14 protein-coding genes and 1 pseudogene are annotated in these 17,082 nt (G+C 46.9%); 8 read left to right on the forward strand and 7 right to left on the reverse strand.

Annotated features, from left to right (window positions below):
* Window positions 1-226, reverse strand: a 226-nt coding sequence (locus tag B153_RS35755) for a transposase (RefSeq protein ID WP_040760967.1), incomplete at its 3' end; no start/stop codon positions are given.
* Between the two features lie 73 nt (window positions 227-299).
* Between B153_RS35755 and B153_RS0123975 the strand changes: the two genes are divergently transcribed.
* The 4 genes and pseudogenes from B153_RS0123975 (at window position 300) to arr (ending at window position 2,257) form a co-directional block, all read left to right on the forward strand.
* Window positions 300-785 (forward strand): TIGR03067 domain-containing protein, encoded by a 486-nt coding sequence (locus tag B153_RS0123975; RefSeq protein ID WP_020599288.1) that lies wholly within the window; start codon window positions 300-302, stop codon window positions 783-785.
* A 281-nt stretch (window positions 786-1,066) separates the two neighbouring features.
* Window positions 1,067-1,507 (forward strand): hypothetical protein, encoded by a 441-nt coding sequence (locus B153_RS35760; RefSeq protein ID WP_020599289.1) that lies wholly within the window; start codon window positions 1,067-1,069, stop codon window positions 1,505-1,507.
* 111 nt (window positions 1,508-1,618) lie between these two features.
* Entirely contained in the window at window positions 1,619-1,831 is a 213-nt protein-coding gene (locus B153_RS38335; protein ID WP_211221708.1) for a hypothetical protein, read from the forward strand.
* Between the two features lie 12 nt (window positions 1,832-1,843).
* Window positions 1,844-2,257, forward strand: a pseudogene (gene arr / locus B153_RS38340) (NAD(+)--rifampin ADP-ribosyltransferase).
* A gap of 443 nt (window positions 2,258-2,700) precedes the next feature.
* Here arr and B153_RS0123990 read toward each other — a convergent pair.
* The 4 genes from B153_RS0123990 to B153_RS0124005 all read right to left on the reverse strand — a co-directional run bounded on the left by B153_RS0123990 (window position 2,701) and on the right by B153_RS0124005 (window position 11,175).
* Window positions 2,701-5,340, reverse strand: a complete 2,640-nt coding sequence (locus B153_RS0123990; RefSeq protein WP_020599290.1) for an ABC transporter permease — start codon at window positions 5,338-5,340, stop codon at window positions 2,701-2,703.
* A gap of 90 nt (window positions 5,341-5,430) precedes the next feature.
* Complete coding sequence (locus B153_RS0123995) at window positions 5,431-8,130, reverse strand: ABC transporter permease (protein ID WP_020599291.1); 2,700 nt, start codon at window positions 8,128-8,130, stop codon at window positions 5,431-5,433.
* An 88-nt stretch (window positions 8,131-8,218) separates the two neighbouring features.
* Window positions 8,219-10,840, reverse strand: coding sequence for an ABC transporter permease (locus tag B153_RS0124000; protein WP_020599292.1), 2,622 nt, complete (start codon window positions 10,838-10,840; stop codon window positions 8,219-8,221).
* Entirely contained in the window at window positions 10,837-11,175 is a 339-nt protein-coding gene (locus B153_RS0124005; RefSeq protein WP_020599293.1) for a PadR family transcriptional regulator, read from the reverse strand. The genes B153_RS0124000 and B153_RS0124005 overlap by 4 nt, the downstream gene beginning before the upstream one ends.
* Before the next feature lie 169 nt (window positions 11,176-11,344).
* Here B153_RS0124005 and B153_RS0124010 point away from each other — a divergent pair, with 169 nt between their 5' ends.
* Complete coding sequence (locus tag B153_RS0124010) at window positions 11,345-11,878, forward strand: dihydrofolate reductase family protein (protein WP_020599294.1); 534 nt, start codon at window positions 11,345-11,347, stop codon at window positions 11,876-11,878.
* Between the two features lie 22 nt (window positions 11,879-11,900).
* Here B153_RS0124010 and B153_RS0124015 read toward each other — a convergent pair whose 3' ends face one another.
* Window positions 11,901-13,379, reverse strand: a complete 1,479-nt coding sequence (locus tag B153_RS0124015; protein ID WP_083928243.1) for a serine hydrolase domain-containing protein — start codon at window positions 13,377-13,379, stop codon at window positions 11,901-11,903.
* An 84-nt stretch (window positions 13,380-13,463) separates the two neighbouring features.
* A complete protein-coding gene (locus tag B153_RS0124020; protein WP_040761958.1) occupies window positions 13,464-14,039 on the reverse strand; it encodes a Crp/Fnr family transcriptional regulator in 576 nt (191 codons plus the stop codon).
* Window positions 14,040-14,178: 139 nt separating this feature from the next.
* Between B153_RS0124020 and B153_RS0124025 the strand changes: the two genes are divergently transcribed.
* From B153_RS0124025 to B153_RS0124035, 3 genes are all read left to right on the forward strand, one after another.
* Entirely contained in the window at window positions 14,179-14,640 is a 462-nt protein-coding gene (locus tag B153_RS0124025; protein WP_020599297.1) for a hypothetical protein, read from the forward strand.
* Between the two features lie 98 nt (window positions 14,641-14,738).
* Window positions 14,739-16,031, forward strand: coding sequence for a T9SS type A sorting domain-containing protein (locus tag B153_RS0124030; protein ID WP_020599298.1), 1,293 nt, complete (start codon window positions 14,739-14,741; stop codon window positions 16,029-16,031).
* Window positions 16,032-16,079: 48 nt separating this feature from the next.
* Window positions 16,080-17,072, forward strand: coding sequence for a hypothetical protein (locus B153_RS0124035; protein WP_157634810.1), 993 nt, complete (start codon window positions 16,080-16,082; stop codon window positions 17,070-17,072).
* Window positions 17,073-17,082: the final 10 nt, after the last annotated feature.

The following is a 17,082-nucleotide window of genomic DNA, read 5'->3' on the forward strand; positions in this document are numbered from 1 at the left end:
TGTGTTCGAAGCGATCGGCTTTTTTCCAGCGATCAAAGTAATAATATACAGCTTGCCAGTGAGGAAAGTTAGAAGGCAAATTGCGCCATTGACAACCTGTACGTAAGAGCCAGAAAATAGCATCCATGATGGTACGTAATTCGTGTTTACGCTTGCGCTGAAGGTCAAAAAAAGCCGAAATTGCTGCCCATTGAAGGTCGGTCAGTGGTTCCCACTGTTTGGTCATGTCTTTGTAGTTTGGCGACCACAAAGTTGGCACGACCTTCAACCTTTCTCAGTTTCCCAACACGCTCTAAAAAATGATGCACTACCACAACTTTACAATCTTTAGTACAATTAAATGCTTTGGTAATATGATAATTATAAAGCCTTCCATCATTATATTGATTTTTTTATTTATCTTGTCTTGTGGTGTCGTTAGAAATGCTTCAAAATCTAATGACCAAGCAAAAATACAAGGAGTCTGGTTAGCACAAACTGAAAGCATAAACGGCATCAAAAAGGATGTGTCTTTTATGTATGTCTTCAAAGAAGATAAAATTACTTTTACCGACGAAACAGGGAAGGAGGTGAATTATTTTTTCAAGTTGGACACGAACAGCAACCCCAAGTTAATTATTATTCAGCCAGAAGAAATGCTGTCTGATTCCAAGCCTGTAAGTGTTGCTTATGAGTTGGATAGAGATTTGTTGAAGATTGTAGTTGCACCTACGGGCTTAATTCCCCTAGAAATATCTGACAAAAACAATCAAGAGTTGATTATTTGCAAGCGAAAGAGTTTATAAAAATGCCTAATTATATTGCTTTAGAAAAGGTCTTATTTATTACGAAGTAAGAGCAACTCATAAGATACAAATGAAGAGACCCTCCGCACTTTCAGACAGCACAGCACACAACACGGGTTTTGCGTCAGGCGGGCTGACGTGCAAACATTGGAGCTTTATACTTCTATTGAACATTTGTAATAAATTGAAGCTTTGTGATCCTAAACCCGCCCGAACGCCAAGCCGAGAACCGTTAGCGGTCATTGTAAAACGACACACAAGAAACGTAAAATAAAATCAGAATGACAATCAATCCATCAATAAAAGACCTTGAAGTATTAATTGGAAATTGGACAGCAGAAATTTCAAATGCCTCATTTCTTCCAGACCTATCGACAACTATACAAAGTGTAGCCACATTTGAATGGTTTGAAGAAGGTGAATTTTTAGTTTTACGACTAGGAACAAAAGTAACACCTCATTCAACTTGGCTCATTGGACGTGACCAAGATTTCCCTAATTATACGGCTCTATATTTTGATGACCGTCATGTTTCACGTGTCTATGAAATGTCTTTCAACGATGATACATGGAAAATATGGCGAAACGCACCAAACTTCATGCAAAGTTTTGAAGGCAAGATTAGTGAAGACAGGAATACAATTGTCGGAGCATGGAGTAAATCGTTTGATGGCAAAGAATGGGAGCATGATTTTGACCTTTTGTATAAACGAAAAATATAGTAAACCAAAAGTATAAAATTCACAAAATGGAATTTTATACTTTTAATAATGTCGTTAAACTCTGTCTTCAAGGCATGGAGATGGAAGTAAACAAACTTTTTCTGCAAGGCTTTGACGAAGCATCAAATGATTTTGAAAAATTTCTTGCAGCACATTGTGTTGCCCGAAACCAAAAAACTGTTTCTGAAAAAATTAGAGTGGTTTGAAACAACCTTACAGTTTGCATTGAATGTAAATGATGAAACAGTTAAAAGTGCTTTCCCTTCGCTTTATTTAAAAATAGCAAATTGTTACGAAGAATTAAAAGATCCAATAAAAGCATAGGCGAATGCTGACTTGGCAATTTCGTATAAATACAATCCTTCTGACAAAGGTCCATTTTATCACGGGACGAAAGCCGATTTACAAATTGGCGACTTACTGATAGCAGGCGCTAATTCAAATTACAAATCTGATTTTAAAATGAATCATATTTATTTCACAGCACTAGTTAATGGTGCAGGACTTGCTGCCGCATTAGCAAAAGGTGACGATAAAAAACGAGTTTATATTATTGAACCGACAGGAAGTTTTGAAAATGACCCAAACCTTACGGATAAAAAATTCCCAAGCAATCCAACTCGTTCATATCGTTCCGAAGCACCTTAAAAAATTATAGGAGATGTTACAGATTGGGAAAGACCAAAACCAGAAGGCCCGCAAAAGTTCCGTGAAGAATTGGAGAGCAGTAAAGGAGAAATTATGAATTGACAGACAAAAACAACGAACCGCTAACATGGTATTGGCAAAAGCACGGCAGACGGAGGTAATTGAGCATTTGTACTTCTATCAGCATTTGTTCCAATCTTCAGCTGACGGAAGTCTATTGCCGTGCCTTCGCCAATACCTGTTCGTTAGTGGCAGCCGTAAAACGATACACAAGAAATGCGAATTCATGTCCAAACTATTGTCATTTTACGCATAAAATGGATGAGCCCACAAAAGCCGTTGCTCATTTTTTTATAATCAAAGCTCCCTTATCTCCCTGATAATCTAAACGAGTTGATGACCCAGAAACTCGATGAGCTAGCCGACTTTAAGGTCCTATTTTAAATTTTTGTAAGACATTGATTTTTATCATTGCCCCTGGGCTATCGGTGCGGCAGGAGCAATGACAAAAAATACTCTATTGGCGCATCAATTGCTGCACCCAATTATTCCGACCGTAGCGATTTGACCGGATTCATCAGCGCGGCTTTGATGCTCTGGAAACTAACCGTCAGCATAGCAATGACCGCCATTAACAGACCTGTCAGGGCAAATACCCACCAACTGATTCCGATTTTGAACTCGAAATTTTGCAGCCACTGACTCATGGCATACCAGGCAATGGGTGAGGCTATCAGCATAGCAATGGCTACGAGTTTCAGGAAATCTTTGGTCATGAGGGCAATGATGCTGGTAACGGACGCCCCCAATACCTTCCGAATACCGATTTCTTTGGTGCGCTGCTCGGCCGAAAACGTAGCCAGACCGAACAGGCCCAGGCAGGCGATCAAAATGGCGATCAGGGTAGACGTTTCGATCAGTTGCGAGGTTCGGGTTTCGTTCTGATAGGCCTGCGCCAGGGTTTTATCCAGAAAGTCGTACTCAAACACCTGATTCGGAAACGTAGTTTTCCAGGCTTTTTCGATGGTGCCCAGAGCCGCCTGTATCGATTCGGTGGTAGGTGTTTCGCTTTGGAGTTTGATGCCTGCCTGATAAAAATTATTCGGAACCACCTGAATAACCGTTGGGTCGATTTTCTGATGCAGCGAATTGACATGGAAGTTTTTCGCAACCCCGACAATCGTAGCAAACTCCTGCCCGTCCCCGAAATAGACTTTCTGACCAATGGCATCGGCTGGCTCGCGAATGCCCATTCGGTCTATGAATATTTCATTGGCAATAATCTTAAACGACGCCTTCGACGTATCGGTGTCCCTGAGCTTTTCGCCCGCCAGCAGTTGAATGCCATAGGTGTCCAGGTAATGCGAATCGCCCATTTTCATCTGCGTCTTAATCTCAATGGGCGTTGCTCCTTTTCGGTATTGCATACCCTGCATCCAGTTGCTTTCGGCCGATGCACTGTTGAACGAAAAGCTCACTTCTTTGATCTGTGGCGATTCCATCAACTGAGCCCGCAAGGTTTGTAGCTTCTCGGGCTTGTTGTCGGGCAGCCCAACGGTGATGAGAGCGGCTTTATTGAAACCTAGATCGGCATTCTGAAAAAAAGACAACTGACGATTAATCAGTAAGGCGCTGCTAATCAGAATCATCGAGACCGTAAACTGAACGACTACCAATCCCTGCCGAAGTGTTGCGCTGCGTTCGCCCTGCGGGAGCTTGTTACTTTTTAAAGCCCAGATGGGCGGCATTCCTGACAACCGAAAGGCGGGATACGTTCCGGCCAGAAGGGTGGTCAAACCAGCTAGTCCGGCCAGAAATACGCCAATTTTCCAGGTGAACAGATCGGAAGCGGTTAGTGGTAAGCCCATCATGGTGGCGATGCTGGGAAGCACTAGCCAGGCCAGTAACATACACAGTAAGGTAGACAGGAAGGTAATCAGTCCGGCTTCGGTCAGAAACTGGTAAATGAGCGACAGCCGGTTGCTACCCACCGCTTTGCGAATACCAATTTCTTTCGCTCGTTTGAGGGCCTGAGCGGTTGTCAGGTTAATAAAGTTGATACAGGCAATCAGGAGCACAAACGCCCCGATGAGAGCGAGTATATTGAGCAGTTTGCTATTGGCCTGCCGTCCGCTGAAATTGAATGAATAATGGAGCTGGGAAAGCGGATTGAGTACGAAGTGCTGATGCTCAATGGTTTTAGGGTCTTTTTGATACTTGACCTGAATGGCATGAAACCGACTCGTTAACTGCTCTGGCCGAAAGCCAGGCTTCAGTAAGGTATAAATCTGAAAATTATCTCCAAAGCCGTTCCAGCCGTGCGAGTCGAAATCGGGTTGTACGCGCTTGAGTGTTGGAAACGAAACCAGTACATCGAACGGGAAATTGGTGGTTTTGGGGTAGTCTTTCAGAACGCCGGTTACACGCAGGTCTTCTTTCGTATCGTACCGAATGGTTTTGCCAATAACATCCGTGCTACCAAACATTTTCTTCGCATAGGATTCGGTCAAAACCACCTGATCTGGTTGAGAGAGGGCTGTACGGGCATCGCCCGTCACCCATTGGTAGTCGAGAAGTTGAAAGAGGCTGGAATTGGTAAACGCAACCCGCTCTTTAAAAAACTCGCCGGATGCGGGAACCGCCAGCCCTTTGCCCCACTGGTAATAAATCGGCACGATAGACGCAAACTCAGGTGCTTCTTTGGGGAGCACCACGGCCATTTCGGTGTAGGTTCCCGGATGGGTATTCGGGTCGCTGTTATTAGCCGTTTCGACCCGGTAGATGCGGTCCCCGTTTTTATGGTGCTTGTCGTAGCTGGTTTCGTGAACAATAACCAGAAAAACCAGCAGGGCGCAGGTCATTCCCAGCGTCAGACCAAATCCGTTGATGAGCGAAAAAACTTTGGCGTGGCTCAGATTACGCCAGGCGATTTTGACATAATTGCGAATCATAGCAGGACTTACTAAAATGGGTTGAGGGTACTTTTTAGCTGTTTTTGATTGGGCCCAAGGCCGTAACAATTTCAATGCATTCAAACTATAGCGCCAATTCGCTTTCCGAACGCCTACCGTCTTGACCCAGTAGTCATAGAGTTCGAGCAAGTCTCCTTGCACTTCCTCTCGGGAGTCAGGGTGACCGAAGTGTTCGAGGAGCCAGGTGGCGAAACGGGGTGGGGTGTTTGACATCAGGCAAAGGGCATGAGGGTTGGGGCATAGGGCGTGGGGTGAAGAGCTTGTCTTAGGGCTTACCCTATGCCCTTGGCCCCATGCCCTTTGCTATTCCGTTCGTAATGATTTGACTGGATTCATCAAGGCGGCTTTGATACTCTGAAAACTTACTGTGACGAGGGCAATGCCGACAGCCAGCAACCCGGCCAACGCAAAAATCCACCATGAAATAGCGACGCGGTAGGCAAAGTTGTCGAGCCATCGGCTCATGGCGTACCAGGCAATGGGCGAGGCAATCAGAATGGCGATGGCGACCCAGGTGATAAATTGCCGCGATAAAAGAAACAGAATTTCAGGAATACTGGCCCCTAGCACTTTCCGGATGCCTATTTCTTTGGTGCGTTGCTCGGTTATGAAAACGGCCAGACCAAACAAGCCCAGGCAGGCAATAAAGATGGCCAGAGCCGAAAAGATCGTAGCGATGATACTCGTTTTTTGTTCCGATTCGTACAGTCGTGCCAGTCGCTCATCGGAAAACGAATAGTGACATTGTTCCGTTTTTTCGAATCGTTGCCAGGTCTCTTCGATGTAATCAATCGCTTTTTTTGTGGCATTGGGCTGAATTCGGATGTTTAAAATACTGGTAGCTTGCCGGACAGGACTAAGGTGAAACACCAAAGGACGAACTTGGCGGTGAAGCGATTCATAATTGAAGTCTTTTAGAACACCAATGATTTTATAGGTTTTAGAACCGTTTACATCGACTTCGGTAATTAGCTGATCTAACGGATTGCTCGTATTAAACGCTCGCAATGCCGCTTCGTTGATAACCACAGCGGTGCTGTCGGCCAGCCGATTGTTGGCGAAAAAGCGCCCGGCTTTTAACGGCACCGCAAACGTTTTTACGAAATCCGCATCGACATCCAGAAACTGGCATAAAACGGGATCGGTGCCCGACCGTTTTCCGAACAAATAAGCACTTCCCGGAATGCCGTTTGCAAATAATAGGGATGAGTTGCTGACCGATAGTATGGCTGGATTTTTCAATAACTCCGCTTTAAATGCTTTGAGTTTATCGCCCAGTGCTGCCCCATTGTTGATCGAGAGTAAGTGTTCTTTGTTAAATCCAAGGTCTTTGTGCTGAAGATACCCCAATTGGTTGCGGATGATGATCATAGCCAGAATTAGGGTAATCGATATCGAGAACTGGGTAATTACCAACAGGCTACGTAAGGAGGATTTCCGTTTTTGTACGCCCGATTTTAAGACCTCGATCGGTTGAAAAGACGATAAAAAAAAGGCTGGATAACTTCCCGCCAGCAGGCCTACAAGGAGTGTAAAAGCAAGTAGCGACGGAAGGGTATACGCATTGGTAAAAAGGGGGAGTGTCAACTGCCGACCGGCGAGCTGGTTGAAGCCGGGAAGTAGGAGTTGTACCAAAAACAACGCCACAAGGACCGAAAGACCAGTCATCAACAGGGATTCGGTCGTAAACTGCCCCATTAGTTTTAGGCGACTCGAACCAATGGCTTTTCGGATGCCTACTTCTTTGGCACGCTTCTCGGAACGGGCTGTCGATAGGTTGACGAAATTGATGACGGCAATCAGCAGAATAAATAAGGCCACCACCGAGAAAATATACACATACATACTGTCGCCGATTCGGGCATTCCCCCACTCGGTATTGGGGTCGATATTGTATTGCCGCTTTGCGTGCAGATAAATGGATAATAGCGGTTGCATGCGATACTCAAATACATTGCCGTTGGCCAGAAATTGCTGCATCGAAAAGCCCAATGCTTTTTCGATTTCAGGCCCTAAACGGTCAAGAATCACTTGCTGCATTTTGCGCTCGACCCGCGCTGGGTCTACCCCCTCTTTGAGAACAATGTACGTGGAGTAATCCCCTTGCAGCCAGTTTTGTTGATTAACCTCGGGATAGGTCGACATCGACAACAGGAAATCACAACGGAAATGCGACTTATCGGGAAAGTCTTTCATGACACCCGTAATCTGATAGGCGTTCGTCCCATCGACCAGCAACGATTTTCCCGTCGGGTTTTCCTCGCCGAAATACTTCCTGGCCATGGTTTCGGTCAGGACAATACTGTTCGGCTTTTTGAGGGCAATCGACGGGTCGCCGTGAACGAAAGGCAGCGTAAACACATCGAAATAGGTGGAGTCGGCCGTGTAGATACTGTTTTCTCTGAAAATCTTGTCTTTGAACCGCAACTCGTGTACGCCAAAGTAGCCGATACGGGTTTGGGTGAGCACTTCAGGGAGCATCTGCACCAGTGTAGGGCCAGCCGGAGGTGCCGTCTTGGCATTGTTCGCTTCTTCGTTGTTAATCGAACTGTGAACGTAAAGCCGATAGGTCTGGCTGGCTTTTTTATTGAATTCGTCGAAGTTTAGCTCATCGAGAATGAATAGGAACAACACGATTGAACAGGCAATCCCCAACGCAAGTCCGGTGATGTTGATGGCCGAAAAGCCCTTGTTGTTGAGTAAGTTGCGATAAGCTATTTTGACATAATTCAGTAGCATAGCAGGGCTCAGTGAAAAAGGTGATACGGCCGGTTCGCCGGAGCGATTCCGGGATGTATATGATTCTTTATAGCGTGGTTTGGCCAGTGGCTGCAACAGTTTCAGCGTATTCAATAAGTAGCGCCAGTTGGCTTTTTGCTTTCCCTCAGTCTTCACCCAGTGGTCATACAGTTCCAGCAGATCGCCCTGCACTTCTTCCGAGGTATCAGGATGACCGAAGGTTTTCAGCAGCCAGGTAGTAAAACGGGGCGGGGTGTAGGGCATGGGGCGAAGGGGTTGGGGCAGGGGGTAAGGGTACAGGGCCTAGGGCATAGGGTTACTCCTAAGCCCCATGCCATAAGCCCTATGCTATTTATTCCGACCGTAATGATTTGACCGGATTCATCAGCGCGGCTTTGATGCTTTGGAAGCTCACGGTCAGCAGGGCAATGCCGACAGCCAGTCCACCTGCCAGGGCGAATATCCACCAGGAGAGATCAACTTTGTAGGCGAAATCGGCTAGCCATTTATGCATCACGTACCAGCCAATAGGCGTCGTGATGAGAATGGCCATCAACACGGGTTTTAGAAAATCGCGTGATAGCAGCGTAACGACACTACCTACCGATGCGCCCAGCACTTTTCGAACGCCAATCTCTTTGGTTCGTTGCTCGGCCGTAAACGTCGCCAGACCAAACAGGCCCAGGCAGGAGATAAAAATGGCCAGAACCGCAAAGTAATTGGCTAACTGACTCACCATCTGCTCACTTTTGTACAATCGGGCAAATTCCTGATCGGAAAACTGATACGTAAACGGAAATTTGGGATTCAACTGCTGCCACGTTTTTTCCAAACTGGCCAGTGCTTCTTTGGTTTTACCTGCTTCAGTACGTACGAGTACGGTTCCGAATGGTTTGCTTTCATCCAGCCGAATCACCAACGGTTCGATGGCCTGGTGCATTGAACTGAAATGAAAGTCGTTCAGTACACCAATGATCTTCCCTTCGTTGTTGCCCCACCAAAGTGGCTTGCCAACGGGGTTTTTATAGCCGAACTTCCTGACGGCGGCCTGGTTTACCAGAAAACCGGAATAACTGACCGAATCGGAGCCGAAATCCGTCGAGAAATCCCGGCCGTCGGCTAATTTGAGACGCATGGTTTTTACAAAATCGTACCCGACCAGTACATCAGCCATTGATACGGTCTGGTTCTGGTCTTTGCCTACCCAGCGAATGTCGCCCGTATGATGATCGATGGTGGTGGGCGAATTGCGAATTCGGGACACCGACACAATCCCCGATAAACGACTGGCTTCTGATTTAAACAGATTGTATTTAGTTGTCAGATCGCCTTCAATGGGTAGATAAAGCAGGTTTTCACGGTCGTAGCCCAGATTTTTGGTTTGGATATAGGTCATCTGGCGGTACATCACAAGCATACCGACAATCAGCAGCATAGACAGTCCAAACTGAAACACAACCAGACTTTTGCGAAAATTGGCCGCACCGGGACTAAACTGCAATCGACCTTTCAGCACCCGAATCGGACTCAGCGACGACAGGAAAACAGCCGGATAGCTACCCGATAAAAAGCCAGTTGTGAGTAGTAACCCGACCAACGTAGCCCAGAAAACAGGCTGCCCGAATGGAAGGGTTAACTGTTTGCCCGTCAGGTTGTTGAAGGCAGGCAAGGCAAGTGCTACCAGCCCCATCGCCAGCATCATCGAGAATAAGGTCAGCAGCATGGCCTCACCCACGAACTGCCCCATCAACGCTGACCGGATGGCACCAACCACTTTTCGAACACCTACCTCTTTGGCCCGTTTTGCCGAGCGGGCCGTGGCCAGATTCATAAAGTTGATGCAGGCAATGACCAGCAAAAAAATACCGACAACACTGAACAGACGAACGTATTCAATCCGCCCACCCTCGGGTCGGCCATTTTTCAAGGTCGAATGGAGGTAGGTTTCTAAATAAGGTTGCAGGGCGAGTTCTTCGACGAACGACGGATTTTTGGGTTTATACCGATATAGAAAATCCTTGATCTTAGCTTCGACAGCCTCCGGGTTCGCATCAGCCCGTAGCTGAATATAGGTGTATGGATCGGTGTTGCTCCAGTTATGAACCCAGTCGTTCTGCGCTACATACGCTTTCCAGCCACGCAGGAAATCGAACCGTTGCGACGAGTTGGCCGGGATATTTTCGAAGACCGCAGCGACCATCAGGTCTTCTCTGTTTTCGTAACGAATAGCTTTGCCCATGGCCTGTTCCGGGCTTCCGAAAAAATAATCGGCCATTTTTCGGGAAATCGCAATGCCATTGGGCGTCGCCAAGGCGGTTTCGGGCGTGCCCTGGAGAAGCGGGTAGCTGAACATCCGAAAGAAATCGTCGCTGGCAAACGTACCATCCATTTTGTTCAGCTTATCGTCTGCTTCAAAGGCGGTAGCGGTAATATGATTTCCCTGAATGCTGCTGGCATACTGAACTTCAGGAATAACCCGTTTCAACTCATCGGCTAGTAAGCCCTGGGTGGTATAACTCGCATCGGTTTTACCATCTGCCTGCTGGCGTTCGTAGACTTGATACAGGTATTTCCCATTGGCATGGAAAGCGTCAACACTTCGTTCGTCCTGTACCCACAGTAGGATAAACAGACTGGAGGCCATGCCCAGTGCCAGACCCGTTATGTTGATGGCTGAAAAGGCTTTGTTGCGAATCAGATTGCGAAAAGCAACCGTCAGATAATTACGTATCATATCAGGACCTAAAAAGAAAGGTGTTGTGTACTGTTCGTTTCTTTTTTGCTTAGCCAGTGGCCACAGTAGTTTCAGAGCATTCAGGCTATAGCGCCAGTCGGCCTTTTGCTGGCCGGCGGTCTCGACCCAATAGTCATATAGTTCCAGCAAGTCGCCCTGCACTTCTTCTGAGGTATCAGGATGACCGAACGTTTCCAGGAGCCAGGTGGCGAAGCGGGGTGGTTTCGTCGCGATTTTCATCCTCCCATCAGTTGAAGCGTTTGCGGAGGTAACGCATTCCAGAGTTCCTCACGAACCTGTTTGACTTCGGCCAGGGCTTTCCGACCAGCCGCCGTTACGGTAAAATAACGTTTCCGTCGGCCACCTCGCTCGGCCGTAGCGCCACCCATACGCGAGGCCAGGTAGCCTTTTTCTTCCAGCCGTTGCAGGGTCGTATGAACGGTACTGAATCCGACCGCACGTCCGGTTTTTTGCTCTATTTCCTGCGTTACCGTTACGCCGTAGGCTTCTTCGTCAAGAATCGCTACAGTCAGTAAAACCACTTCTTCAAACTCTCCCAGAAAGGCCCTTTTCATGGTTTGTTATTTTATACGATAATGCCGATCAAATGGGGTGCCAACTCCCGAAAAGCCCATTTCTGGCATTTTTTGGCTATTTTTGGCTAATAGATCCCGAACGATCTGTCCGATTCTGGACACGCCCTGTCCGCAAACCGGACATCACCCGACAACTAAACCAATACGAATGAACAAGCGAAACGTAGTGTTATGCGTGGCCGTTAGTCTGGATGGCTACATTGAAGGCCCTAACGGCGAATACGACTGGTGCTTTACCGATCAGGATTATGGTATGACCGAATTTCTGGCCCGCATCGACTCCATTTTTATCGGCAGAAAAAGCTACGAGTTGATGACGAATCCGAATGAAGCGGCTAGTGAATATTCCTTTCCTCAGTTTAAGAAATACGTATTCTCAACGACACTGAAAAACGTGGGAGAAGGGGCTGAGTTAGTTAGTGGAGATGTAAAAGCGCAGGTCGATCGACTAAAAAGCCAGCCGGGCAACGATTTCTGGTTGTTTGGGGGAGCCGACCTGACTCGTTCGTTCATGGAAGAAGGACTGATCGATGAACTCTTTCTGGCCGTTCACCCAATCCTGTTAGGGGGCGGGAAACCGCTTTTTGCGGGATTAAAGGAACGCGTAAGCCTCAAGTTGCTGGATACGCAAACGTACTCTACAGGTCTGGTATCGATGAGGTACCAGCTTGGTAAAAAGTAGAGACTTTTGAGCGAGTAAGGTGTCAGGCAGGAACTGACTTTCTCCAAAAGCGAACGGCCTGAGCGACTGCTACCGCCATATTCAGCAGGGCAACACAACCGAGTTCCAGAATGATATCTGGCAGCATTAGGAAGATCCGTTCCCAGTTCAATACCCGGCCACTTATCGCTGTAATCAGCGACGGAACCAGGATAAAAAGAATAATGGGTAGCAGCCGTAGAAAAAGATAGAATCCAAAACGCCAGATGGATGGTTGCTGGTTAGCCACACTTGAAGGTTTGCTACGAAACAGCCGTCGTATAGTCAGGCCGATAAGCAGTAATAAAACGACATTCACACAAACACTATAAAACCAGTCGGGGAGAACGGGAAGGCTGGGTTCCTGATTTTCCAGAATATCGGCAACCCCTTGTATAAATGAATAGTAATCCACGAATGGGTTAAGGCCGCCGTTGAACAATAGGACAATGCCATATTCCTCTTTCGTTAGGATCAATTGCTCGGCGCTGTAAGTCCACAGAATTCCGCTATGGTACAGGTTTGCGTCTTCCGTCAGAAACCAACCCATTCCGTAGCGCGATGCTGGCTTTGCAGGAACGCTCTGCATTATCCTCATCGACTGGGGGCTTACTAATTGCCTGTTCTCAAATTGCCCATGCTGCAATTGGACAATGAGCCAATAAGCCAAATCGTTGACACTGGATCGTATGCCCGCAGCGCCATCGATAAACCAGTCGGGCTCCTGAATAGCCACAGGCTTTCCCATGACGAAAATATGGCCTTTATCCAGAGGAAGAGTCCCGTCGAAAAATTCTTGTGTTGTGGCTACATCGCTGGTATGCACCATGTGAAGTGGCTCAAAAATATGTTTCTCTAAATAGTGAGCGAAGGGTTCGTGACTAACGGCTTCTACTACGTTTGCCAGAATCCGATAGTTTGGATTATGGTAGTGAAATTGCTCGCCCGGCCTGGTTACTAAATGAGCCATATTTAGCTGATGCAAAGCCTCGTTTGCCGTAGTGGGCTGTTGGGAAAAAGCCAGTTCGGGGAAGCCAGTATCGGCTAATCCGCTGGTTTGGTTCAGCAGTTGGCGAATGGTAATGGCCTGTGCATGTGAATCGGCCGTGACAAACGAAGGAATGTATCGTTCTACCGGTGAATCGAGATCGATTTGTCCCGAATCCACTAGCAGCATAATCGCCATGGCTGTAAAGGCCTTACTAAGCGAGGCAATGGCAAAGGGAGTGTTGGTCGTAATTGGTGTGTTTGTTCCGGTTTTGCCATAACCCTTCGCAAAGAGTAGCGAATCTTTATGGACAATGGCTATCGCTAAGCCAGGAACACTGCTCTTCGCTAGCTTTAGCTGTATAAAATGATCTACTTTCTGAGCCATCGATTGCGACTGAGCAATTGTTTGGCTGTTGATAACAAACAGCCAGCAATGAAGCCCAACAGCACGAATAAGTGTAGGCAGATAACTCCTGATTGACCAACCAGACATAGTTTTACTCCTGATAGATAGCTTGTTAGAGAAGTGCAAAATTCGGCCGGAATAACCTGCTATCCATTTACATAGGTAAAGAAATTACGATCGGGCTAGTTTGTGCCGAATGCGGCTTAATTGGGTTGGTGTTATGCCCAGGTAAGAAGCAATGTGATATTGCGGAATTTGCTGTTCCAGGCCCGGATATTGATCACGAAAAATGTGATAACGTTTTTCGGCATTGTAAAGCACGATTTCTACCTCTTTCCGTTCTTTTTCAACAAAATAGCGCTCGGCAAAACGCCGACCGACTCGCTCCAGATCGGGGCAGGTATCGTATAGGTTGGTCAAGGCCATATAGTCGGCCTGGAGTAAGGAACAATCCGTTAGAGCTTGTTGAATAATTTGATTCGGCTTGCCCGTTATTAGGGATGTGTAGCCTCCAATGATTGAGGACGACACAAAAAAATGTTTGTTGTACTCAATACCTTTCGGGTCCCGATAATACCCTCGGACGACACCAGACTGTAAAAAAGCAAATTGAGTAGCCAGTTGACCTTCAACAGTAAAAAAATCGCCTTTTTTCAGGCTGGTCTCCCGGAAAAGAATCGCTACTTTCTGCCAGGATGATTCCTGAACTGGTGATAACGAATTAAGAAATTGCTTTAGCGTAGTCATACTACAGAATAAGTCAGAAGCAATATCGTAACCCAGATTGAATTCGACAACGAACAACAGAGGATTCACTATCCAACGATGAACTATCTAAGCGCATTGGTGCTATATTGCTCTCATTAATGCTGTTAACGATAAGGCCATGCAAACTATCGACAAACGCATTCGGGCCGGACTGATGCTTTTCTGGGCACTCTACTTTTCCATTGTCTGGATGAGTAATACGGCCGATGCCCTAAAAACCCTATCGATCCTTCCGGCAAACTGGCCATTTGTATCGGGCAATTATACCCTCATCGTTCGGGTGTTGGCTATCTATCAGTCGCCAGCCTGGTTATCGGGACTGTTCTTTGCCGGGGTGATACTTTGGGAAGGCATTGGGGCTATTTATTTCTGGAAAGCCTTCAGGGCCGTTACTCGCCAGACACTAACACAGACAGCTAGTATTCATCAGGCTTTTGGCATCACAATCGGTTTATGGGCCGCTTTCATCCTGGCCGATGAGGTCTTCCTGGCCTACCTGCTGGGTGGCTTAGCGACGACCCATTATCTGCTACTGCTTTCGGAACTGGCCTCGTTTATTCTTATCCGACAGTTGGATTAACTTGAAAAGTTTTTAATTTTCATATGTGACATTATATGGTATGGCCGTAAAGGTTATACTTTTGAGGTGATTATTTTTCACATCGTTTCCTTACCCCTATGAAGCAGGCTGTTTCCTGTCGAGACTGGCTTCGGCTAATCCGAAAGGGCTGGCTTAATCTGTTGGTAGTCGGTGTTCTGGTCGGCTTAGGTAGCCTACAGACCATGGCGCAATCCATCACGACCTTACCACTAGCCGTAACCGCCGTTTGTGCGGGCGCTCAACTTGATGTCGCGGGGCGAATAACTGGCGAAGTGAATAATCTCAGGGTTATTATATCGGCAGATGGCATAACGTATTCGCCAGTTACATCAGTCCCCTTGACGACTACCGCGAGTGGTGAAGTAACGTATCGGGCCACCATTCCGGCCACTGCACAGGCCGGGAACGCCTATCAGGTGCGCCTGATTTCGGCTGATTCAGCAATAGTTGGTACACTAAGTACCAGTCAGTTGCGTATCAAAGCCAAACCCGAGCCACCTAAAGTCCCTGCTTTACTTACCACATGCGAACGGGCAAATGGTTCTAACAGTGCATTTATAGGCATTTCGGTAACAGTGACTTCACCGATGACGGTATCCAAGTTATATAACCCGGACGGTAGTATCCCCTATAATGACAGTAGTACCCCCAACTATTTTGTCGTTGTAAAAGGTGGGGCTGGTACCCAGTATTTTTATGCAACCCAACTACTGGATGGGTGTGAAAGCGAGAAGACGGAAATAAAACTAGTGGTCAGTCCCAGGGCGCCATCGCCAGTTCCTGTTAATATTTGGAGTACAAATGGAGAAATCTGGGGTGAAATTACCTACAGGCAGGGTGACAAAGCTGTTTCGATACGGGAGTACGGACTTCAGCCTCTACCCGATAATGTTCAGGTGGCTTATGTTCGGGAATCTGGCGATTTGCCCATCATTGGGCTACCCGATTACCCGAACGCCTATAACTCATTGGGCGATATTTCACCTGGTATACCCAATACGAGCAAACCCGGTAGAGCGGTCGTAAAGTTCAGAACCTATTTAAATGGGTGTGTCAATTCAATCTTCCAAACCGAACATCTTGTGATAACGGTTTTACCGACGACACTTGTTGAGAATCCTGTGCTGGCCGATGCCATAGTTGTGTATCCTGTTCCGGCAACTACCGAAGTGAATGTGCGTATCCAGGGATTTTTGCCACCGCTGACTGGTTGGGTGGAGTTGTTGGATCGGCGGGGGAATATACTGTACCAGGCTCAAATCTGGCAGGGAGAGTTTGCTGTTGGCCTTCAAAATTATCCACAAGGCGACTATTGGCTGCGCATCCATGTCGGCGACCAGCAGGTTACTAAACCAATCATCAAACAATAGCGGTAGCAGGGCTTTGGGCCAGATTTAGGTAAACAGCTTGAAAAACGGATGAGAACACTAGTACGCAGCCTTCAATATCTGTTGATAATTAGTATAGGGTATGGAATCGTCGTCTGTCTGAATATGGGTTGCTCCCCAAAGGATGCCCCTCCGCAGACCGACTCCACCCAGGTCGGGCACTGTTTCATAAGCAGTAAAACCATTCAGTCAGGCAGTAGTAAAACGGCCGAGTATTGGAATTATGGGCCTGATGGGAAGCTTCAACGGCACTGGTCGCCAGCAGGTTGGCAGGACGATTATGTATATGATAATGCCGGGTTCCTATTGTCGATAAAAAGAACAGGAGAGAATGGACAACTGGCGAGTACGCTGACCTGTCAGTATGCCAATGAGCATTTGACAGCGCTGACCAATCAATCCGTTTCGGGGACGACATTATTTGCGCAGACGTTTGCCTATGACAGCACTGGTTTATTGAAAAAGTCGATTTTATCGGCTAATGGCATTGGGTCTACGTCTCTTTTCCTGGCAGGACTTCAGACAGATTATTCGTTTAGTACTGGCGGGAATAAGTATGACCATGCCTACGAATTTGAAAAAGGTCGGATCAAAAGCAGTCGATTGGCAGGTAGTAAAGAGTTCAGCGAATATGAATATGACAGTACGGGTTTGCTCAGGCGCATAAGCACCTATCAGTTATCAGGAGTAAGCCTTGCCTATGTGAGTTATGATTATCAGGTTGGTAAGGCAGTATTAACGTCTTTTGTTACACCTAAAGGATGGCCCGATGTAGTTAAGTACAACTACAATCCAGACAAGGGTTATTACGATTTTAACTCGACGAATCAATCGCTGGGGTTGGTGACCAATGTGTCAAGTTACTCGGGTACCACGGTTAATGCGGTAACGAAGTTCAGTGAGCAGAAAATTAGTTATTCGCTCAATAAACAGGGCTTGCCTTTAGAACAGAACGCGTCTGTAACGAACAATAATGGTACGACTACCAGTCAAATCACGTATGCGTACACAGGTTGCCCGTAGCGACAGGGCA

Origin of the sequence: Spirosoma panaciterrae DSM 21099 (assembly GCF_000374025.1) — a bacterium.
GTDB classification, from domain to species: domain Bacteria; phylum Bacteroidota; class Bacteroidia; order Cytophagales; family Spirosomataceae; genus Spirosoma; species Spirosoma panaciterrae.